Below are 21,843 nucleotides of genomic sequence, written 5' to 3'. Positions count from 1 at the left end.
CCTAGAGTTACTGCCCATGCTGGCACACAAGAATTAGGGGATAAATTCCGTAAAGAATATATCCCCTTTTTTTTAAACTAGTTTATGTCCCGTCCTGAAATAACGATACACAGAAAGAGATCGTTATGAAAACGAATTATTGCTTGTTACCTTATTCAACAATTTGATAAAGTGGTTTATAATCACCTAACTCAACTCCAAACAAAGGCGTATAAACGCCATTTTCTATAATAAAACATTGATCTGTCTCAATTGGCTCTAAAGTACAATTATGTTCTGTAGGGTCTACCGTTACAGGAACGTAATTACTAGATCCTAAGGGTGATTGCTTATAAACTGTACCCATATAAGGAGTTGGATTTAATACGATACTAGCAACCTCAACATCACTTACATTACTAGCACTTGTTGTTAGTGCACCTAAAAATAGCATTGCTGTAATAGCAAATGGTAAGATTAGGATTCTCTTAAATTCTTTCATAATTAGTTTATTTTCAAATTAATAAAACAAATACCTGGCTTATTAGAAAAATTACTTAAGTATCTACCTAAGTTCTATTACACATAAGCAACCTGGGTAAAAACACTAAACTGAATCGCCTTTACAGTTTTTGTAAAGCATTCAACTAGTTCAAAAACTTTGTTTTTACTTATCTAATTATGTGAGAAAGTTTTTCATTCCAAGTAAATAAAAAATCTATTTTGGTTTTTAAACCCATATAAAAAGTATACTTTTTTTAATTAGTAACTAAGTGTCTATAACTTAGCTTTAAATGAATAAATCAGCTTCATTAACTACCCTAGTTTTTCAGTGTAATTCTAGAGGCTGCCAACAACTCAGTTTATCTTATAACCACCCTATGGGGGTAAGAAGAAATTCAAAGAGATAAATGCAAGATGATAAACACGAATACTTTGTAAAAGTAACATCAACTAAAGCCAGGAAACTTATCACAGTATTTAAAAGTTTCTTTTGCACTTATTTTCTTTTGTAAAGCTATTTTAAATATTCATACCAAAACAGTACAAAAGGTTTCTCGAATGGGAAAGAAAAGTTTTCCCTTTTGGGAAAAACTAACGCAATATAAGGCCTTAGAGGCCATTACAAAACAACAGGATTTTTTATAACTCTGCTTAAAAGCTGCTTTTTGTCTTTTTTACTCTCCTTTATTTTTAAAAACAATCTGGTAAAATATTAATAATAAGCATCTTGTATTTAATTATAAAAAAAGAGCTGCCTTTAAAAAAAGACAGCCCATAATTACCTAGTATCTCGCTAAAAAGCTATGGGGACTTCTAGGTATAGAATCCAAAGTATTCCAATAACTTTTATAAGGCAACAAAGAAGTCTTAAGCCTGATAGAACATCTTGGTTGTGAAAGTGGGAACTATAAAAGTTAATCCTTAAATAATAGCCCATTCTACTTTGGTAATTGTATAAGACCATAAAAATAGGCCATAATAACGGCCTGGTGAAAACTACAAGCTTTTAGCTTTCGTATAATGGCGGTTCTTCTATTGTTTACTGTCCTTGGATCTACTTGTAATAATTTAGCCATATCACGGCGAGTATCACACCGGTGTAGTGTATTAATCAAGTCAATCTCCCCCTCTACTAACTCCCTATAACACTTTGTGCTACACCATAGATCTGGACATAACTCATGGGTAATGCCATGGTCAAAATATGTTGTGCCATTTGAAATGGCTTCCAATGCTTGTAATAATACTTCATTAGGCGAGCTTTTAAAAACATAACCCTTAATAGGAAAACACCTTAAACGATCAAATATCATTTGATTATTAAAATTCGAATAGATTAAAAAATTAATCTTTCCGAAAACTGGGTGATCTTTAAGTTTTTGTATAAGCTCGTAACTGATTATATTGTGGGTATGGATATCTAATATAACGGTATCCACGACCTTTGTACTACTAGTTAAAATAGTAACAAACTCTCTTTGGCTACCTGCTGTAAAGGCCAAGGAAAAATTGGGTTGTAATTCAATGTACTTTTTTAAAGCCTCACGCAGCATGTAAGACTCTTCTAATATGGCAACTCTCATGATAGTGAACAATTAATGATTAATAGACTAAAGCGCAACGTTTCTTCTTTGTCTACTAACTATTAATAATCATATAGCCGGTTTAATAAAACTAGAAAACTCTAAATCTTAACTACAACACACAAACAAGGAAGAAATAAACCAAACACCTTACTGCATAACCCCACACACCTATCACTTGCCACTGGTAAGGTACATCGCAGTCCTTTAGTCTTTTTATAAGTAGGACTGCTCTCTACTTATAACCTCATTTTTTCCTCTATCACTATTTAAACCGTTTTTTAACCTTGTACACCGCCTCGCCCCATCACACTTAGGTAATACTACCCAAAAAGACGTAGCCCAATTGCTTTGTAGACAAACACGCTCCACTTTTTATCTCTATGGTTTTTTATAAAAAAGATAAAAAGACCTTAAAAGCCTTTTTCTTTGCAGCCTACAAGTCCTTTATACAAAGTTTTATTTCTATAATAGGTTTTATTTTCTGTTTTATTGGACAATAAACCTTTTATCTAACCTTATCAAAGATCGTTTATAAAGCTATACCTTTTCAAATAAAGAAAATCACAATTACTTAAATAACAATCTATTGCGAGTAAATGTAATTATATTAAATCTATAAACCAATGTAAAGCAGTGTTAAATCAGAGGTCATATTCTTTTAGTTTCTCAAAACAACTAGCTTTTATAAGTCATACCAAGCAAAAAAAGCACCCAATTTAAGTTCATTAAATACCATAGGAACAATAAAATAGAAAATTGTTATACCCCGTAGAAAAAAACAGCGTTTTTTTCTTTTTACCTTACAGAGTTTTAGTGAACTCTTTATCATAAAAACAAAGTAAAAACATCCCGTAATTTACCCCTGTAAGTATCCAAGATAATAAAGCTTTTTTACATTGTTCATTAAAAAACTTTTTTAATAGAAGCCCTTACTTAAACCCCTACTACAAAAAACATAAATAACCCAGTAAGCACAGCTAATAACAGAGAGATTAAAAATTGAAAATCATTTGTAATATACCTGAAAAACAATCCAATTCCCGGGTTAAAACAATAAGATAATAAAGGGTAAAACCATTTTAGAAAAGAAAAAAGACGGTTTTCAAAAAGTGGTTTTCCTTTTTTTTTCACTTTAAAAACATTAGTAAAACAACCTATTTAAACATGCTAAAAAAACGAAAAAAATAGCTCTAAAAAACAATCTTTAAAACACAAAAAAAAAGGTAACACAACACCCAAAAAACCTATTTAAAACACGATAAAAAACTATTTAATTAATTGGACTAAAAAAGCCTTTAAAAAATAACTTTTTTTAAATGTTAAATCTTGTTACAAAAATTAAAAAGTCACTTTTTTTAAAAGATACCTTTTTCTATTTTTAAAACAAACACGTAAAAACAATAGTCTTTTACATAGAATAAAAAGATTGTTTTTATTAAAAAAAGTAATACATCGCCACTTACATGCAATTAGTAACACATACCATAAACCTATAGAAAAACACAGAAAAACGTAAAAAAAGCCAATCTTTTCGATTTAAAACAACCTTTTTAAAGATTAGCAGCTACCTTTAGTTTTTTTAAAACACCTTCATTTAATCCATAGCTACCACTACTGGAATTATACGACAAATTAAAATTAGTTGTAAAAGTGCGGCTAACAAGTAAAAACAACCTTGTCATAAAAGTAAAAAAGTAAACCGTTAAATCATGTAATTTATAAAGCTAACTTACAGATCTATTTTGTCCTATAACAGGTATAATCCTTGCTTTTTATGTATCAAATTCCTAGGCAAAAAAAAGAAGAACCTTCTTTAAACCCCTGTAAAACCTAGGTTTTATTGCATATTTCTTAATTTTAACATGTTAAAATTCAAACAAGTATAGCTATTATCAAATTATTAGCATATATTTACTAATAAATAATTTTACTACTAAGGCATTGGGCTATTGTTGTTTCCGGTCTTAATATCTTTGTTATGTATGTATTATTTATTAAAGAAATTTACCCTAACCAGTAGTTATACCTAAACTACTGGTTTTTTATTTTCTAATTATTTTCCTCCAATTAAAAAAGTAAATAATACAATAAATAACAACTGTTTTTTTCTTATTAAAAACTGTTTTTACTTTAGTGATTTTCAAAACAATAACTAAAAACTAAAAAACAGGATCTCTTTATAAATCTTAATTATTGCAGGTATTCTATCTAAATCATATAAGCTATAACACAGCTTATCTTTGAAACAAAAAAAGTGGTCTTGTAGGCTTTAAAATACTAGATATACAAAAAAATCAATCTACCTTAAAAGTAGAAAAACCGATCTAAAGAACCACAAAAAACATCCATATATCTTAAAAATATTCCCAAAAAACACAATAAGTAAGTAACAACTACACAAATTAACAAGACTTTAATTCTAAATTATGTGAAAAAAAAATCATTTTCACTATCTTTATACAAATACAAAATATGACAATAAAAAAAGAAAAAATAAGCCAAGAGAATACCAAAACTAATCAACTAGATATGGTTAAGACCAATGCAGGAGCTGATTTAGGATTCGATTCTCTAGAGTTATTACCAGATTTAAATAGTAAACAAAGAAAAAGAAATAAGAAAATGGATATCTCTTTAATAGAAGATCCATATGATAATAGTATAGGCTCTATTTTAAACTTTAAAGCCACAGCCAAACAAGAGAAAGAAATAAGTGAATTAAAAGGAGAGATAAGTAACTTAATTGCCGACAACAACAATGTCAAGCAGCATAAAGAAAGATTGCTTTTACTTTTAAAAGAACTACAAAGTAAAGAAGCGATTAATCATATCTCTCACCGTATCACATCAGAAGCGGCCGATTATCTTTTTTCTCACGATGGTTTTAAAGATAATTTTAAAGATGGTACCCTACACGAGACTGTTGTTATTTCAATTGATATTAGACGCAGTACCGATTTAATGTTAAAGGCAAAAAGTCCAAAACAATTTGCTGAGTTTATAACAGTTCTAACCGATCAGCTCTCAGAGATTATCCTTGATAACTATGGGGTGTTTGATAAATTTACTGGAGATGGTATTTTAGCCTTTTTCCCTAAGTTTTTCTCAGGAGAACAAGCCATCGTACGAGCCTTAAAGGCTGCCTCGGAATGTCATCAAGCATTCTCAGAGCATTATTGGAAATATAAAAATTTCTTTAACGTGTATATTAAAGATATCGGTCTGGGAATTGGATTAGATTTTGGAGAGGTACATCTGGTAAACAAACGAAAAGAATTAACTGTTGTTGGAATACCAGTGGTTTACGCCTGTAGACTCTCTGGAGCCAATGCGGGAGAAACCTTATTAAACTTATCGGCTTTTGAAGAGTTTAAACAAGTATACCATCACTCTTATCAAAGTCAAGAGAGTACTATATTTATTAAAAACGAAGGTGAGGCCTTGGCCTATAAGATAAATTTCAATAAAAAGATTCAAATTGAAAGTATGCCAGATTGGCTACAAGAGCAACAAGAATAATTATTTCATAGCACTTCCTTTTATTTTAGTTAGGCATTATTTCCATCATACCATCCCTAAGTGGTCCGGAAATAATGCCTTTCTTAATTCCTATAGATAACTAAGCCGTAATCTTATAACCAAATAGGTCGCTATGCTAATGGATAGATCTCCCCTATCCTATTAGGTATATAGATAAGTGATAATACATAATTATTTAATTAAATCCCATCACTATTTTTATAAATACCCTTGTTGATTTACCCCCATAGGTAAGTCACTTAGCTAGAAAAATTCCTACTTAGAGCTTTGGGTTATTGTATACCAAGGAATCACACTTATTTTAATGCACTAAAAAGTGGAATATTTTACAGGTGATCCTGTTGATTTTGCTTTTTTTGCTTATAGTTGTAATAAAAATAGACAACAAACACTGCTATTAAAAACACATACTGTAGGGTTACTAAAAACGACGTGCTTCTACCCATTATTAATCTTACAACCCAGGTGGCGGCATATGCCAAAGCAAAAATTGGTTCTAAGGGTCTTTTTATCTTTTTCATAGTAATGTAATTAATTTAATTCCTATTATCCTTTATATCTTGTTCTATAAATTCCTTTAAGCCCTCACCACTACCTTGTTTGGTAAGAAGTAATTCACCTTTATTGGAGAACAAAAAATAAGTAGGTGTTATTTGTAAGGCGTACTTGGCAAAAACTGGATCTACAATTCCCTTAGGAAAATAAAGTACCTGAGCTTTTGGATCTGTTATTTTTAATAGCTCCTGAAATTCTTGTTTATCCCCATAAGATAAACTCACCACATTTAAATCATCTTTTAAAGTGTCACTAAGAGTTTGTATATCATCATTTTCAGCAATACAAAAGCTACAATACGCATTACAAATACGCAGTAAGACATATCTTTGATCAAATTGATCTCTAAAGTAAACTGGCATATCGTCTTTATTTAAACCAACAAAATCGTAATATAAATCTCCTTTCTTTAAAAAAGGATAATTCACATAGTCTTGTATAAACTTAACTGGTAGCTGATTTTCATATCTAGGCTCTATAAGGGATAGTAATTCTTTACTATCGTCTTTACTAAGACCATTTGCTACGGCGTAACTCAATGCTTGTATAGCGTAAGGTGTATTGATATACTGCTTTAAAAACCCAAACTCAAAACTAGCTTCCATCACTTGCAATTTTGACTCAAAACTAGCCTGCAAACTATCTATATTTATGTCACTTTTAGATAACTGTTTAAATTGATTTAATAAAGAATCACCTTGGATCTCCATTAATTTTTGGGTTTGATAATGGATGTAGCGTATAGAGTCCATCTTTGAGCCTATTGCTCTGTTATCCCTTGATAAATTTAACCCGGACGCATTTATTTCTACTTTCTCATTACCCAAATAATAGCTAGTATAACGTAGTCCCCTGGGTCCATTAATATATAAGAACACCCAAGATCCGGTAGCAGGTAAAACAAAATTCGCCTGGAAACTTTGGTTCTCTAAATCTAAATCTATCGCTGTATTACCATCAAACTTTAAGCTAAGTTTATCTTGGGGATCCAAATCGGTTATATTACCTTTAATTTGTAACATTTGCTGATCTTGACCATATGTAAAAAACATATAAAAAGCCCCATTACAATACATAAACTACCCTTTATTACATCCATATTCTTAGCTACTTTATGTTTATATCAAAGAAGAGCCCGGCGGTTTACTTTTTTTAGTATCTACTAACTCTACTACTTGTGTGAATACAAAAAAAGAAAATCACAGTAACCCTCGCTGATAAAAAACAAAACAAACACCTATAAATATTTACATTAACTCTCTAAAATTCAATTACTTTAAAAACACTAAAATAGAAAAGAAAGACGGTAAAACCAACTATTTTTAAAAAACTATAAATAAAAACAATAATAGCCTTATTTAATTATGGCCTTGCCTTTATAAAAAACAACATACCTTTTTAAAATTACATTAAAATGAATTTCAAAAGGTTTTACCTTACCGTATTACATCAACCCAAAGGTTTGACTATTTCTTAAAAATACTTTTCAAGTAATTACTTAAAAGCAGAATTATCATAGATTAATTAGCACATTTAAAACAAGTTTTATTGTAAAACATGCTTCATTTTTAAAAGGCTCCCCTGTTCCATTGCTTGTCCGGATTACCGAGATACGTTACTTAAATTCACCTATAAAACTTACTTTACCATAGGTACTAGCTTTGGTTAAACACCGTATTATGTAGATTGGTCAATACAAATTGTATGGTGGTCAAAAGAATTTACTTGGGAGTTTAAACTGTTCTTTTTTTGTAGCAAAATTTATATTTATGAAAATTACAGTATTTATTGTCGCTATGGTCTTATTTGTATTGCTACCTATGCAAATACAAGCTCAACATAAATTACAAGGACATTTTAAGGCCGATTACGTTCCTTTTTCCAATTATATACGACCTATTGATAGTGTTAAAACTGCTTCGAAAAGTGATTTTAAAAAATTAGAGATAGCCATTGACATTCCACTATCATTTAAATTAGACCACAGAGCTAAACCCAGAGTATGGTCTTTATTTGCACAGGGAGCATATGCTAAGATGGCACATAAAAAGTACGAAGAACCTTTATTTCCAACCCAGTTACTTAATGCACAATTTGGCTTAAAACACTTACGCTCCATTAGTCCCACTTGGTCCATGCTTATTATTGGATCCCTTGGCATATATACAGACTTACAAATTATTGATAAACAAGCTATTTTGGGCCAAGGAGGAGTGTTTTTCATTAAGCATTTCAATCCTCAATTTTCTATGGGAATTGGTCCTGTATTAACCAATAGCTTTGGAGTGCCTATGGTTTTACCAGGCCTTTATTTGAATTGGGAAACCTTCGGCGACTTTTTTGTAAAAATTGCCTTTCCTGAGAACATAGAAGCTGGTTATAAAATAAACAATCACTTTAATCTCAAAGCAGCCATAGATCTACAAGGTATGACTGCCATGGTAAGACACCAAGGTAAATCCATGTTACTAGGTCATCAGCAAATTATAGCAGGATTAAGACCTGAGTTGAAAGTATCGGAAGATTTTCTTATTTCTTTAACAGCAGGTTCAACACTTGTGAGATCTATTTCTGTTCAAGAAAGAAAAATTAAAAGCATCTTTAAAGAGAAAAAAATAGCAGATCCTCGATTCGCAACCACATTATATGCGGCTGTTGTAATAAAATGGAAACTATAAACTTTATTTACTAAGCAACTTTTTGTGAACTACCTGTTTCAATAAAGCCTCTTTTCGCGTTCTTGAAATTGGTAGTTTAGTTGCATTAACAACAACTTGACTACCTTGCAAAGCATCGATATGATTGATATTTACCAGGTAAGACTTGTGAATACGAAAAAAATGTGCTTTCGGTAAAATATCCTCAATAGCTATCATGGTTTGATGAATTACAAGTACTTTATTGGCAAAGATTAATTTTAAATAATTCTGCATTGCCTGTATATACAAAAGCGTTTGCCAGTCTACCTTTAAATAACCATCTTCTTGTTTGACATACATCATGCTATTTTCATTAGATAAAGGAGCTTGTAGCTTACTTTGTTTTAATAAAAACAGCTCTTTGGCCTTAGATGCAGCTTGAAAAAAGCGTTTAAAGTCAATAGGTTTTAGTAAATAATCAACAACTTGCAATCTATAACCCTGTAAAGCATACTCACAGTGGGCTGTTGTAAAAATAACCATAGGAGCACTAGAGATAGATTCCAGAAAATCAATACCTGATAGATAAGGCATATTAATATCCAAAAAAATCAGATCAAACTCGTTAGCTTGTAGAATTTCCTGCGCTTCAAGAGCCGAAGAACAAGACTTTGTTGCTTGTAAAAAGTCTATTTTACCAATAAAATTTATAATGGCTCTACGGGCCAAAGGCTCATCATCTACCACTAAACACTTCAATACTACTTGTGACATCGCTTTATAATTCTATGGTTAAACAAATACTGTATTTTGTATTATTTTGCTGTTGAATTAACTTATATCTATTGGCGTATTGCATAGATAATCTTTCTTTTAAATTAGCAATACCTATTCCTCCTTGTGTTTTATTTATTTTGTATTTATCGTTATAGGTATTGGCAACAAACAAAACTAATTCACCATTTGTTTCCACACAATTTATTTCTATTACCCCTATTGTATGTGGCACCCTGGAAACATGTTTAAATGCATTCTCAATCAAAGGTATCAAAAGTAAAGGAGCTATAACTAGTTGCTTGTTATTAATTTCCCAATAAGCATTCACTTGTAACTCATCATCCCAGCGAATTTGCTCAATTGCCACAAAATCTTGTAAATATTTAACCTCGCGTACAAGCAGAACCTTTTTGTGGTTACATTCATAAAGCTGATAGCGTAATATATCAGAAAATTTAAGTAATACAGTAGAGGCTAGCTCTAAATTGTTTTGCATCAGACTATAAATATGATTCAAAACATTAAACATCAAATGTGGATTAATTTGGTCTTGTAGGTGCTTTAGCTGTGTCTCTAAATGCTCTTGTTTTAATTTCCTGTGGTCCTTCTCAATTGTATTGTGCTCTTGATAAAAACGAATACCACACATAGTAGTGGTGATTGCCATAGCCGATGGTACAGCCCCACAAAGCCTTAACAAAAACAATCCCTCCCAAGTACTTAAGTTATCACGCCCAAGTATATCCACATCGCCAATAACCATAGGAAATACCGTAAAAGTAATTGCGATTATAAAGGCCAAAAACAAACTCATTAGTGTGGCTATAACAAAAAAATGACGCATTGCATTGTGCAACAAAGCATCAGGTAATAACCGATCACTTAAGTAATGGGCAATAAAAATAGATGAAACCACAATGATTGCAGTGGGAATAAGCCACAAAAAAGGGCTTTGCAAATTCATGCTTTGTGCCCATATAGAAATCGAGAGTGTACTCCAAAACGCAATGATGAATAACTTTTTATGTAAAGGAAAAGAAATTGCCATATTATTTGTATTAAAAGCATAACAAGGTAATTTTTCTATGCTTATAGCTTCAAATTTACAACTATCTAAACAAAGAAATATCCTTTTGTCTATAGCAAGATGATTTATTTTAGTTTATAAATACCTAATCTTAAAAAATAACAGTCAATACCAGTTTTAAATAAAGACCATTGACTTGAAAAAACAGATAAAAAAAAGCTACTTTTTTAGTTTAAAAAAAGTAGCTTCTTGTCTTATTATACAAAGCAAATCCTGCTGTTTTGTTGTTTTTTTCTATGTTGTTATCCTAGTTATATACCACAAAGGGCTATGTTAGTTATACCAAAGTGGGTTAATCACAAAACTCCCATCCTTTTGTAGTTTTTGTAAATCCTACTTTTTTAATAACAAACTCCGATTTATCTTTATCAAAAATAATAAAAGGTGTTTTATCGGCTTTAATTAATTGCATTTTTACCTCAGCTGTATTTGTACTTGGCATCTCATGAACAGACTCCACTTTATCTAACTTATATTCATACATTCTTACCTGAGCTAAGGTGGATCCAAAAATGCCCTTTTTAGTCTCTTCAATAAAAGGTTTCATCTTATCGTTTAATCCCACCGTGTAATAACTCCTTGTAGAATAAATGGAGGATTTCGCTTGTTTTTCAAGCGTTATATATCCTTGCTGTTCTAGCTTTTTATAATTTTCCAATTCTAAAGAGTCAATGGAAATATCTTTTCCATACTCAATATTAACCAACCCCAATTGTGGCATTTGTTTAAAACACTCGTTTATAATCTTTTCAGCCTTAGAATTAGATAGATTATCCGAACAAGCTGTTAAAAATAATGTGGTACAGGCCACAAATAAAAAAAATTTTACTGTTTTCATATTTGTTAATTTTATTTTAAAGTTCTCAAAAATACACTTTAAAAATAAAATAGACCAACAATATTAGTTCAATTAGCGATTTATGCTTTGTTTTTTCTAAAAATTACCACTAAGAGAATTTGAGGTTTTTAGTGCTCTAAAAAAAAACTATTAGTATAATCTATCTAGCTATCTTAGCTTTGTAGTGATATAACTCCCAAAACATGAAGTTCTTAGAATTAAAATGCTATTGGGATTTACCTAAAAATTAATCGTATGACCTACTTAGAAAAAATAAGTAATTCTCATGTGAGTCTAATTCCTTTACAAGAAAATATGGCTGAATTCCTTTTGGAGTTAGTCAATACACCTTTGTGGCTAGAATTTATCGGACAGCGCCATGTGAATACCTTAGATCAAGCAAAAGCTTATATTGAAAAAATAAACAATACACCAGATTTTCATTACTGGGCAATACAAGACCAGGACAATCATTTAGTTGGTTTAATTAGCCTTATTAAAAGAGAAAACCTAGAGTACTTTGATTTGGGCTTTGCTTTATTGCCACAACATATAGGCAAAAGACTCGCCTTTTGGGCCAGTAAAGCCTTGATAGACCATTTACAACAATACACTAATCATCTGGCTGTTTACGCGGTAACAACCCCTACTAATTACAAAAGCCTTACTTTGTTAAATTCTTTAGAATTTAAAGTAAAAGGCTTTACAAAAATCCACCATGAGAATCTATTACTCTATCAACTAAATCTACGATAAGATACCCCAAAGTCCGGGTTTTTATTACCCTTAGTTTTTATTCTTTAAGTAGTTGCTTTTGGTAAAAAACCTGACTTTTTACTTTGCTTAGCTTTAATAAAAGCACTTTTTTTAGACTCTATACTTACCTTTTTTATCACTAAGGCAACTTTCTATGCCCTAAAAAAAAATCTTTTAAAAAAAAATAACCTCAACACCGTTTTTAACTCTACGCAATCAAAGTCACTTTTTTCACGCTTTACAATGGTTTTGTTTTATTTGGAGTCTTAAGATGGTTTAGACTACTAAAGTAGTTATTTGTTAAGCGAATTGTCTTTTAGCACCTTCCCGTAAGTATCCAAGGCTCGTTGTCTAGCAAAACTATGTTCCACCATTGGCTCAGGGTAACTAGCAGTGCCTAATTCAGGAACCCATTTTTTTACATATAAATTATCTTTGTCGAATTTCTGATTTTGAAGTGTAGGATTAAAAACCCTAAAATAAGGTGCTGCATCACAACCACACCCCGCTGCCCATTGCCAATTACCATTATTGGCAGAGAGATCATAGTCATTTAACTTTTGTGCAAAATAGGCCTCACCCCAACGCCAATCAATTAAAAGGTGCTTGCATAGAAAACTAGCCACAATCATTCGAACCCGATTGTGCATATACCCGGTTTGATTAAGTTCTCGCATTCCTGCATCCACAATAGGATAACCAGTTTTACCCTGGGTCCATAACACAAAGTCCTCATAGTTATTTCGATAAGCTATCAGATCGTATTTAGGTTTGAAACTCTGGGTTACAACCTTTGGAAAATGATATAAAATTTGCATAAAAAACTCTCGCCAAATCAGTTCACTTAACCAAGTTTGATTGTGTTTTAAACCAAACTCCACACACTTACGAATACTGATGGTTCCAAATCGCAAAGCCGTACCTAGGTGGGTGGTGCCACTAACATATGGATAGTCCCTATATTTTTCATAGTCTTGAATAATCTGTAAATCCAAAGTAGGTTGGGTAAAAACCATATCTGTTTTTTCAAATCCCAACTGCTTTAAATCCATAATAGGCTTATTTTTAGTCTTAAAAAAACCAGAGAAATCGCCCTGATAACCTTGATAGTTCTTTGGGGTTAATAACTCTCTCCATTTACGACTATAAGGAGTGTAAACCGTGTAAGGCGAACCATCTGATTTTACTACTTGCTGTTTTTCAAAGATTACCTGATCCTTATAGGAATTAAAACTAATACCTGTTTGGTTTAAAAACTGCGACACCTTATGGTCTCTTTTTATGGCATAAGGCTCATAATCCTCATTACAGTACACCCCTGCAATAGCATAGTCTTTAATTAGTTTGTCAAACTCTGCAACTGGGTCCCCATAAAGAGTAATTAAAGTAGATCCGTATTTCTCTAGCTCCTTGTTTAAAAACTGTAAACTCTGGTGAATATAATCTACTCGGCGATCCGATTTGTCTTCTAATTGTTGTAAGATATGAGGATCGAAAATAAAAATAGGTAAAACTGCAACCCCACAAGCAAGGGCCTGGCATAAGCCAAAATTATCCTCAAGACGTAAATCTCGTCTAAACCAAAAGATAGAAACTTTTTCTTTCACAATAAAACTAGTTTTTAATTTGTAACTCCCCTCAATCCAAGAAAAAAACGCAGCTACCAATAGGTAAAATACGTTTTATTAATCTGCTTTTTAAAAAACAGAGCTATTTACTTTATAAAAGTACTCACAATATATCTAAACCAAGAGTTTCACCACTTAAAAAGCATTTTTAAATTTAAACAACGATCTTATAACTGGTAAAACAAGTACAAAAAGACTCTTTGTTTAAGGTAAACCTGTATAGTTTAATTCTTCAAAAAAGATTTTCTTACCCAGGTTTTTACATTTTTTTATATTGTTTTTATTTAAATACCTGCTTTTGTTTGTCCCGCTTTAAAAATACCCCACATTTTTAAAGTACTTCGTTATCTAGTATCCCAATAAAAAGTAATGTTATCTAGTATCCCAATAAAAAGTAATCCTAAAAAAATGCATTTGATAAATCATTTTAATTATGTAACTTTATTTAACAACTAATAAATAGTTTCCTTAAAATATTACACAATCTAATTAATAGTTGAATTTCAAATACCAAAAGGAAATAGTTAAACATAATTGATATGAAACAAAAAATATTGCAACAAATCAAAGCCCTTGGCGGAAATATAGATAAAGTAAAACAAGGTACGCTACAACAGGAGCTAATATCCATTGATTTTCAAGCATTACTTTACCCTAAACCAGCTACTTTAAAATGGGATTTAGATCCAAAGACAGAGCCTATAAAAGGGCTATCGGACTACATCAAATTGCATTTAGATTTATTTTACAACAACAAACCAGTATTTTTCGAAAGACTCCTACAATATTTTTATTTTGATGTGGTGGATAATCATGGCCAAAAGATATGGACCACGACTTACTTCACTCCACTAGACCCTTCCACTTTGGATTACAAAGAATGGCAAGAGGTATTCCAGGATCGAGATAAACTAGATTTACAGGTCTTTGAAAAAGTAGCTAAAGTTACAAACCCTAACTTTATTCAACTCTGCTTTGGTTTCACCCACCCTGATCATTACTATATCTTAGAGGCTGATCCAAACCCAGATAACCCAACGGTATTTGCCACCGATCACAGTGAGTTTTTTCAAAAAGTGGAAGTAATTGGAACTTTAGAGGAATTCCTAGATGGTTTTATCACACCTAAAGAGCTGCAGAAATTCGTGGAGGATTCAATTGAAAACGGAGCGGCTTAAAACATATAAACGGATTTCTTATTTATAATAATACCCTGGATTTATATTAATTACAATTAGTATAAACACAGGGTATTTGATTTTTTAAAGATTTTTACAATTATTTTCAATTCTACCAACTAGTTAAATAAAACTAATGCAAAAAAAATAAACACGCTCTTTATTTTTAGATTAATCTAAGCTGTACCCGATGTTGGTTAAAAAAAGTCTTTTTTAATCAACCTAGTAATTAGTCTACACCTTAGATCTGTTTGTTATTTACATAAGTCTTAAAATACCCACACTCGTTTATTACCTGTTGGTAATACTTGGTGTTTTGGTAATTTTCATAGAGTTCTTTAAATCCCTTAAAGGCTTTAAAGGCTACTTGATCTGCCCAAATACTAGAGAGGTACTCTTTGTTGTGGTAAGATTGCTTGTAAAACTCGTTTCGCTGAATCTTGGCCATTAAATAAGTTACTTTTGCTCTTTGCTCATCGTTTGTAGCCGCGTTAAAAGCGATATTATAATACTTCAGGGCATTGTCCATGTTAAGCAAATATTTCCTGGCAGAATCGTGAATAAAATTACTATTATCCCCTAGTAACACACTACTATAAAACATTCTGGCATTACCGTAATAGGTGGTATTATAAAATGCATTTCCAACCAATAGTGCATTGTTGTAAACATCTATATCTTGTTTTATGTTTTCTTGCATTTCTATTAGCTTCTTTAAAAAAGTCTCTTTCGTGTACTTTACACTTTGCAAGGCTACATGATCACAATCGTTACAATCTTTAATCTTTCCATTAAACGGGTTACCCAAAAGCTCAAAATCCTTGTAAACAATACTATAAGGCTTATTGTTGTAATCTAATTTAGTTAGGGTAACTGCTTTTTGCATTACCTGTAGAGATTCAGATAGTTTATCTTGATAAAAAAGTAAAAGTGCCTGGTTTTGGTAAATATCACTTAAAGTGACATAGTAACTCTTTAAAAACACTTTTTCCCAATCATTTAAGTCTGGTTTCTCTAAAAACTCTTGCATTTTCTGGGTATTAGATAAATCACTATAAAAAGCTACCTGCGGCTTTACAATCTCACTTAAAACGGCATTTCCTTGCTTATTATAAACCCTAGAGATTACATCTCTAATATAGGTTTGGGCATTTGAAAACCTAAGGGCTCCACTTTGTAAACTACCATAATAACTCAGCTGATTTAATAGCCAATCTATCTCTGGGATCAATTCCTGTTTCCCTTGATTTGGTAACTGATCTATTTGACTTACTTGATTAATTAAACTAAAGATTCGTATTTGATCTAAAATCAGCTCATTGTCCTTGACATTATCTTTGGCTAAATTAAAGTTATTCGCAGCCTTATTGTAATTACCTTGAAAAATATCAAAATAACCCGATACTAAATACCAAAGTGCGGGATTGTGAAGCTTTAAGGGCTGTTCTGCCTTTTGATTAATCCACGACAAGGTCTTGTTATCTAAGGATTCAAAAATATGATCTTGATAGGCTTTTTGGTCTGTAAAGTTGCTTATTTGCTTTGATAAAATCTCATGCTCTTGGATATTCACCCATCTACTTAAAACAAAATCTAAATGTTCACTTTTAGAATCTAGCTCATAGATTCTTTGCAAAGTAGAACTAGTCAAATGGGGGTGGTAATAACTATCGATGGCCAAAATAGCAGCTTTAGTTGAATTTTCATGGGCTAACGATAAAGTCTTTTCTAGCTCTTGGCTTGTTAATGGTCTATAATTATAAACAGCCATTTGTCTTAAACTTGGACAAGAATCAAAAACCTTAGCATATAATAAATTACTATTTTGATAATCCCCTTTTTGATAATATGCTCCACCTACATAGGCCAAAGCTCTATAATACAATTGATTTTTTGCTTGTTGTGTACTTGTTTGATTAAAGAAGTCCACCACGGCAAAACGATCTTGACTATAAAACAGAGCCTTTACCACTTGAAACCACATGCGATTTTTCATAAAAGCATCCAAATCACTGTCTTTTATCGTATTGTTATAATACAATTCAATGTCCTGGGCTAAATCACTTTGCATCGGAGCAGTTGCATACTGATCGTAATCCCAATAATCATATCTATCACTAGAGTAAGTATCCACCTTTTTAGCAATAGCCAAAAAAGTAGCAAAGTTATCTAGTTTCTTATTTCCAAAATCCCACACCTCACTATTTTCTTTAACCATTTGGTTAAAGAAATCGGCAAAAGTCTGCTGCGAATTTGGGCTAAACAACAACAAATCCTCAATGTCCTTTTTGGGCATAACTCCATTTAGATAATCGTCCCATTGCCCAACAATATCTTGGTTGAACATCGTGGCATTGTCCATATAACTAGAATCGTAAAACTTATCATACGGAGCGTAGAAAAGCGGTTTATAAGACTCATCAGCTATTGCCTCGGGAGCAAAATTGGAATAACTCGAATAATCCCACCACCCATCAGCACAACTATACCCATAGTAACCAGCCGATAAAAAACCAACTACACTAGTTATAATCAACCAAGGTTTGTAAAAATTCTTTTTCATATAATTTTAAATTATTGGAATTAAGGTCATATAAAATAATCTCTGGTGTGCTTCGTCCACTTGCTTTTTGTAGATCTAGAATCATCTGGCTTAGCTCTTTAGGCTCTAGAATCTCAAGTTTTAACTCTTGACCAACAAAAAGTACTTTGCCTTTTAACCTAGTTTGTTTAGTAACCAAGAATCGATTGGTTCCTATTTGTGTTAAGTCAGGATTTTCTTGCAGTTCTTTTGTACTTAAGCCTTGTAATAAACCAAGAACTTTTTCTTGGTTTATATGAATCGTCCAACTATAAATCGGAAGGGCATATTTAAGGGGTAAACTATAGGTCTTTAAAGAATTAATATACTTTAAGGCTATTTGGCGATCGTAAATAGAATTTAAAGTATCTGCCGAAATACTTCCCATATTGTAATACATCAAAGTACCATAATCCACTGGAGCAATACCTGTTTTATTTGCGTATTTAACCTGATGCAATCGAATGGTGGAAGAAACCTTTTTTTGACTCTTATGCTTAACTTTTTCTACCAAAGTAAAAAAAGCCTCTTTACTTTGACCACTCCAATCGCAATCTAACTGAATCTCTTGTATCTCTATGTTGTTTTTGTGATTGATTTGATCAATCATCTGAACAATATTATCACTTAATGCATCTAGATTGACATTAGGCTGAAAAACCACTTCGTTTTTAATAAACACAACGGGAACAACTTGCTGGCTTATGGTATCTTTAAAAATTATGGGGCTAATTGGAATAGCTTTACCGTTTTTTAATCCAACATCAAAGTAGCGAACATAGAGTTTATTGATATTTAAACTTTTTACATAGTCCGTTTCCACCGAGTCCAACTCAAAGATAGTTCTCCAATAATAAAAAGATAAACTTGGAGCCTTTATATCTAGTTTTTCTGTACAACTAAAAAGAAGTAAAACTAGACACGCCCCCAATAGTGATCCTATTTTTTTTAACATGATTTATTTTTAAGATTGTCTGTTTTTTAAAGTATGCTATATAAGGGAGAGTAACTCTAAAAGCAAACTAATTTTTTATTTATCTAAATAAAAATATTATAAGTACGATATTGTAAACAAGCTATATGTAAAATAAATGAAATCGTAGTATTTGATTTTTAATCAGTGGTAAATATACAAATTTCTAAAAGTTATTTAATTACCTAAAAACAGGGAGTTTTAAAAAACTTTCTTAATGCAATAAACACCAGATTAAAAAATATAGACCACCGCTACCTAGGTTTAAAAAAAATAATTTATAAAGGGCAAAACACAACATAAATCCTAACTGGCCAACGATAACTTCAAGCATTGACACACTTTGAATTATACGCCGACTTTATTAAAATCTATCCACTTTAGTTACCCAATCAACCCTTAGTTCTAATCCTTTTTAGTTAGCACTTTCTCATAAGCCATTCTACTGTCTTGGTTTACAAATATTTCACCACAGTAACTATAACCAAGTTTATCAAATATTTTCAACATGGGAATATTGTCAAAATTGGTATCCACTCGGATGCTATAAGTATTATTTTGTAAGGCTAAATCCTCAATCATTTTAAAAAATTGAGTTGCCACTCCCTTTGATTTATTCTTCTTAGAGGTAGCCACTCGGTGAATAACCAGATAAGGGTTATTAGTTAACCAACTGCCTTTAATATCCAAATAAGTAGGCTCAACATCAAAAATTATAGCCCCATAGGCCATTATCTCTTGTTGTTGTTCAACAACATACCCATACCCATTGTCAATATCACAGCTAAGGGTCTGTAAGTTAGGATAGCCGTTTTGCCACTGGGTACTACCATCTTGTTTTCTTTGTTGGATAGCCTGGGCTAGAATCTCCCAAATAATTGGTATATCGGCTTGTTTTGCTTTTCTTAATATCACCTGATAAATGCTTTATTGGTTATAATTAATCCTTATTTTAATTTTAAATAGCGAGCTGGTTAGTTAGTAGCTTTCCACTTTTTCAAATTCCTATGCTTTTAATTTATGCATCTAATCATTCCTAAAGACACTATTTTTTTTAGCCTTTTTATCTAAAGAGATCGATGATCTCCAATGGAGTCACATTTCCAAAATAGGGAGTTAAGTCAGTTTCATTAAGTAATAAAAGAATATCTTTTTCATTATGGTTTAATCCAATAAGCTTCTCTTGAAATTCCTCTATAGGTTTACTGGCAAAGAAGTCCCCAAATATCTTAGCTTTTTCGATACTTCCACCTCTGGCTACATCTAGGTGTATTTCAATATAACCAGCAGGTACTTTTATAGCATTTGTAAAATTATATTTTGGTGAAAAACCAAAGTTCCAGTCCCAGGTGTTGTATTTCTCTTGTACTAATTTATCTACTTGTTGGATATCCTCGGCGTTTAAAACATAGAGCTGGGCATCTTTATTTTGCTGAATCATCTCTTGAATTAATCCCTCTTTTAAATCCTCAATACTTAAATTATTATCACAATATTGCTTTAAGTTAATCACCCTAGAGCGATTAGATTTAACAGCTTTATCTTTATATTTTAAAGGGTTTATCTTCAAGGCATCACTTAAAATATCCATATTGGAATCAAACAGAATTGTTCCGTGTTGAATCATCTTACCATTTCTGGCCAATTTTGCATTTCCACTAAATTTCTTTCCATCCACCAGTAAATCATTTCTACCTTGTAATTCAGCTGGAATATTTAACTGATGTAAAACATTTAAAACCGGTTGGGTAAACTTAGAGAAATCCATAAAATCATCCTGGCCTAAAACCGTGTGAAAGGAAAAGTTTAAATTTCCTAAATCATGATATACCGTACCACCACCGGACATACGACGAACTACCTTGATATTGTTCTCTTGAACATAATCCAAGTTGATCTCCGCTAGGGTATTTTGGAATTTACCCACAATAATTGAAGGCGCATTTATATATAGTAGGAATATGGTTTGAGTTGGATATTTATACAATAAGTATTCCTCTAAAGCGATATTAAAGTACGGGTTTGTAGATGGTGAATTAATAATAAGCATACCTTGGTGTTTTTGTGTAAAATTACTAAGTATTGCAAAAAGATACAACCCTGGTTTTATATTTTAATTAGCACATAACAATAGTATCTTACCAAGAGTTTAAAATTTCTGTATATAGTTTCTAGAATCTCCCATCTTTTGTTTTCGAGCTTGATCTGTATTAAGATCTGATTCAAAATTAACCACTATTCCCATAGCAGCTAAAACTTGATCAAAGCTTTGATTTGCTTTAACCTTTCTGGCTTTTAATAAATTAGAGGTAGTAATTAATTTGGCGTTTTCATATTCATGAAATTTTTCCTCAAGTTCAATCTCAAAACTTTCTACCAATTCAAAGACAAACTCTTTTTCTGTATCCTGAGCCTTGATTACAAAACCAGGTAAGTTTTTAAACTTATAGGATCCTTCTTTTAAGGTTATATCATTTGTAAACCATACCTGCCAGATACGTCCATTTAACTCACCGGTTGCACTTTGAACAAGAAAACCATTTAATTGTTCCACATTGGGGTTAATATCCCATTGAATTAAATCAACTGGTTCTTTATATATATACAACTCAGAGATTGTCTCCAAAGAATACAAATCCTGGTTGTCTTTAATAACCACTTCTTTAAAATTGGTATGATCCTGTTTGGTTGCAATAGGCAATCCTACATAAGAGGCATATTCAGGGGTGTTTAAATTAGCTACTCGCTTGGCAAAGCCTTTTGAATAAAAATAAGAGCCCTTTTCAAAAACGTCTAAATACACAGACTCATGCATTAAAGAATCCTTGTCTATGAAAGCTTTAAAACAAGTATCATATACATATCTCATTGCTTTTTTTTGATTATTAGCCAAACCACTAAAACACGCAAATACAACAATTAAAAGCAGCAGGGTATTTTTCATATTAATTTTTTTTTATGGTAATTATATATGTATTTCTGTTACTATCAATAGCCATATATTATCCCGCTATAGGATTAAAAGCTACTAAATAAGAGATAACCAATCCAGTAAACAAGATTCTCTTAATATTTTATTTTTTAAAAAGTAAACACATGGTGCTAATATTGGATACAAACCAATATCAAAAGCTGTTATTTTTTTAATCTAATTTAATATCTACAACCTTGGGAGATGACACAGTTCCTATTACACTTATTATGTACACTAGTGCCTTTTTT

General features: G+C 31.6%; 17 protein-coding genes. 4 read left to right on the top strand and 13 right to left on the bottom strand.

The genetic code is table 11. The features are described from left to right. Positions 1–151: 151 nt before the first annotated feature. Together ACYSNV_RS04520 and ACYSNV_RS04515 are read right to left on the bottom strand one after the other, a co-directional pair. Positions 152–481, bottom strand: a complete 330-nt coding sequence (locus tag ACYSNV_RS04520; RefSeq protein ID WP_461761376.1) for a hypothetical protein — start codon at positions 479–481, stop codon at positions 152–154. Positions 482–1,421: 940 nt separating this feature from the next. Next, entirely contained in the window at positions 1,422–2,066 is a 645-nt protein-coding gene (locus ACYSNV_RS04515; RefSeq protein WP_461761375.1) for a hypothetical protein, read from the bottom strand. A gap of 2,475 nt (positions 2,067–4,541) precedes the next feature. On the opposite strand from ACYSNV_RS04515, the gene ACYSNV_RS04510 reads away from it, so the two are divergent. Then, positions 4,542–5,588 (top strand): adenylate/guanylate cyclase domain-containing protein, encoded by a 1,047-nt coding sequence (locus ACYSNV_RS04510; RefSeq protein ID WP_461761374.1) that lies wholly within the window; start codon positions 4,542–4,544, stop codon positions 5,586–5,588. Positions 5,589–5,935: 347 nt separating this feature from the next. Here ACYSNV_RS04510 and ACYSNV_RS04505 read toward each other — a convergent pair whose 3' ends face one another. Both ACYSNV_RS04505 and ACYSNV_RS04500 read right to left on the bottom strand, forming a co-directional pair. Next, positions 5,936–6,130 carry a hypothetical protein gene (locus ACYSNV_RS04505; RefSeq protein WP_461761373.1) on the bottom strand — a complete coding sequence of 65 codons (195 nt, stop codon included), beginning with the start codon at positions 6,128–6,130 and terminating at the stop codon, positions 5,936–5,938. Positions 6,131–6,145: 15 nt separating this feature from the next. After that, on the bottom strand, positions 6,146–7,216 hold the full coding sequence (locus ACYSNV_RS04500; protein ID WP_461761372.1) for a TlpA family protein disulfide reductase: 1,071 nt from the start codon (positions 7,214–7,216) through the stop codon (positions 6,146–6,148). Between the two features lie 717 nt (positions 7,217–7,933). On the opposite strand from ACYSNV_RS04500, the gene ACYSNV_RS04495 reads away from it, so the two are divergent. Further along, positions 7,934–8,842 (top strand): DUF6268 family outer membrane beta-barrel protein, encoded by a 909-nt coding sequence (locus ACYSNV_RS04495; protein ID WP_461761371.1) that lies wholly within the window; start codon positions 7,934–7,936, stop codon positions 8,840–8,842. 3 nt (positions 8,843–8,845) lie between these two features. Here the strand turns inward: ACYSNV_RS04495 and ACYSNV_RS04490 are convergent, their stop codons facing one another. The 3 genes from ACYSNV_RS04490 to ACYSNV_RS04480 all read right to left on the bottom strand — a co-directional run bounded on the left by ACYSNV_RS04490 (position 8,846) and on the right by ACYSNV_RS04480 (position 11,505). Continuing rightward, positions 8,846–9,577, bottom strand: a complete 732-nt coding sequence (locus ACYSNV_RS04490; RefSeq protein ID WP_461761370.1) for a LytR/AlgR family response regulator transcription factor — start codon at positions 9,575–9,577, stop codon at positions 8,846–8,848. 4 nt (positions 9,578–9,581) lie between these two features. Continuing rightward, complete coding sequence (locus ACYSNV_RS04485) at positions 9,582–10,628, bottom strand: sensor histidine kinase (protein WP_461761369.1); 1,047 nt, start codon at positions 10,626–10,628, stop codon at positions 9,582–9,584. 331 nt (positions 10,629–10,959) lie between these two features. Beyond that, positions 10,960–11,505: a hypothetical protein gene (locus ACYSNV_RS04480; protein ID WP_461761368.1), complete on the bottom strand. Its 546-nt coding sequence runs from the start codon at positions 11,503–11,505 to the stop codon at positions 10,960–10,962. Positions 11,506–11,760: 255 nt separating this feature from the next. Here ACYSNV_RS04480 and ACYSNV_RS04475 point away from each other — a divergent pair, with 255 nt between their 5' ends. Next, positions 11,761–12,261, top strand: a complete 501-nt coding sequence (locus tag ACYSNV_RS04475) for a GNAT family N-acetyltransferase (protein ID WP_461761367.1) — start codon at positions 11,761–11,763, stop codon at positions 12,259–12,261. Between the two features lie 293 nt (positions 12,262–12,554). Here ACYSNV_RS04475 and ACYSNV_RS04470 read toward each other — a convergent pair whose 3' ends face one another. Beyond that, on the bottom strand, positions 12,555–13,868 hold the full coding sequence (locus ACYSNV_RS04470; RefSeq protein WP_461761366.1) for a cryptochrome/photolyase family protein: 1,314 nt from the start codon (positions 13,866–13,868) through the stop codon (positions 12,555–12,557). Positions 13,869–14,428: 560 nt separating this feature from the next. Here ACYSNV_RS04470 and ACYSNV_RS04465 point away from each other — a divergent pair. Further along, on the top strand, positions 14,429–15,067 hold the full coding sequence (locus tag ACYSNV_RS04465) for a hypothetical protein (protein ID WP_461761365.1): 639 nt from the start codon (positions 14,429–14,431) through the stop codon (positions 15,065–15,067). A gap of 241 nt (positions 15,068–15,308) precedes the next feature. Here ACYSNV_RS04465 and ACYSNV_RS04460 read toward each other — a convergent pair whose 3' ends face one another. The 5 genes from ACYSNV_RS04460 to ACYSNV_RS04440 form a co-directional block, all read right to left on the bottom strand. Continuing rightward, complete coding sequence (locus ACYSNV_RS04460) at positions 15,309–17,630, bottom strand: hypothetical protein (protein WP_461761364.1); 2,322 nt, start codon at positions 17,628–17,630, stop codon at positions 15,309–15,311. Beyond that, positions 17,590–18,603, bottom strand: coding sequence for a hypothetical protein (locus ACYSNV_RS04455; protein WP_461761363.1), 1,014 nt, complete (start codon positions 18,601–18,603; stop codon positions 17,590–17,592). The genes ACYSNV_RS04460 and ACYSNV_RS04455 overlap by 41 nt, the downstream gene beginning before the upstream one ends. A gap of 423 nt (positions 18,604–19,026) precedes the next feature. After that, positions 19,027–19,536: a GNAT family N-acetyltransferase gene (locus tag ACYSNV_RS04450; RefSeq protein WP_461761362.1), complete on the bottom strand. Its 510-nt coding sequence runs from the start codon at positions 19,534–19,536 to the stop codon at positions 19,027–19,029. Between the two features lie 148 nt (positions 19,537–19,684). After that, the gene (locus ACYSNV_RS04445; RefSeq protein WP_461761361.1) at positions 19,685–20,671 is read right to left on the bottom strand and encodes a lipoate--protein ligase; all 987 of its coding nucleotides are present in this window, start codon (positions 20,669–20,671) and stop codon (positions 19,685–19,687) included. Between the two features lie 99 nt (positions 20,672–20,770). Continuing rightward, the gene (locus ACYSNV_RS04440) at positions 20,771–21,565 is read right to left on the bottom strand and encodes a GLPGLI family protein (protein ID WP_461761360.1); all 795 of its coding nucleotides are present in this window, start codon (positions 21,563–21,565) and stop codon (positions 20,771–20,773) included. Between the last annotated feature and the right edge of the window lie 278 nt (positions 21,566–21,843).

The organism is Myroides sp. LJL119, from assembly GCF_054871605.1.
This window is presented reverse-complemented; position numbering and strand designations above follow the sequence as displayed.

What these genes read in the sequence shown, in the direction of transcription:
- ACYSNV_RS04515 (WP_461761375.1), bottom strand. Translation starts at nt 2,066, where the DNA reads ATGAGAGTTGCCATATTAGAAGAGTCTTACATGCTGCGTGAGGCTTTA.
- ACYSNV_RS04455 (WP_461761363.1), bottom strand. Translation starts at nt 18,603, where the DNA reads ATGTTAAAAAAAATAGGATCACTATTGGGGGCGTGTCTAGTTTTACTT.
- ACYSNV_RS04475 (WP_461761367.1), top strand. Translation starts at nt 11,761, where the DNA reads ATGACCTACTTAGAAAAAATAAGTAATTCTCATGTGAGTCTAATTCCT.
- ACYSNV_RS04485 (WP_461761369.1), bottom strand. Translation starts at nt 10,628, where the DNA reads ATGGCAATTTCTTTTCCTTTACATAAAAAGTTATTCATCATTGCGTTT.
- ACYSNV_RS04495 (WP_461761371.1), top strand. Translation starts at nt 7,934, where the DNA reads ATGAAAATTACAGTATTTATTGTCGCTATGGTCTTATTTGTATTGCTA.
- ACYSNV_RS04510 (WP_461761374.1), top strand. Translation starts at nt 4,542, where the DNA reads ATGACAATAAAAAAAGAAAAAATAAGCCAAGAGAATACCAAAACTAAT.
- ACYSNV_RS04480 (WP_461761368.1), bottom strand. Translation starts at nt 11,505, where the DNA reads ATGAAAACAGTAAAATTTTTTTTATTTGTGGCCTGTACCACATTATTT.
- ACYSNV_RS04520 (WP_461761376.1), bottom strand. Translation starts at nt 481, where the DNA reads ATGAAAGAATTTAAGAGAATCCTAATCTTACCATTTGCTATTACAGCA.
- ACYSNV_RS04440 (WP_461761360.1), bottom strand. Translation starts at nt 21,565, where the DNA reads ATGAAAAATACCCTGCTGCTTTTAATTGTTGTATTTGCGTGTTTTAGT.
- ACYSNV_RS04500 (WP_461761372.1), bottom strand. Translation starts at nt 7,216, where the DNA reads ATGTTTTTTACATATGGTCAAGATCAGCAAATGTTACAAATTAAAGGT.
- ACYSNV_RS04465 (WP_461761365.1), top strand. Translation starts at nt 14,429, where the DNA reads ATGAAACAAAAAATATTGCAACAAATCAAAGCCCTTGGCGGAAATATA.
- ACYSNV_RS04460 (WP_461761364.1), bottom strand. Translation starts at nt 17,630, where the DNA reads ATGAAAAAGAATTTTTACAAACCTTGGTTGATTATAACTAGTGTAGTT.
- ACYSNV_RS04490 (WP_461761370.1), bottom strand. Translation starts at nt 9,577, where the DNA reads ATGTCACAAGTAGTATTGAAGTGTTTAGTGGTAGATGATGAGCCTTTG.
- ACYSNV_RS04445 (WP_461761361.1), bottom strand. Translation starts at nt 20,671, where the DNA reads ATGCTTATTATTAATTCACCATCTACAAACCCGTACTTTAATATCGCT.
- ACYSNV_RS04505 (WP_461761373.1), bottom strand. Translation starts at nt 6,130, where the DNA reads ATGAAAAAGATAAAAAGACCCTTAGAACCAATTTTTGCTTTGGCATAT.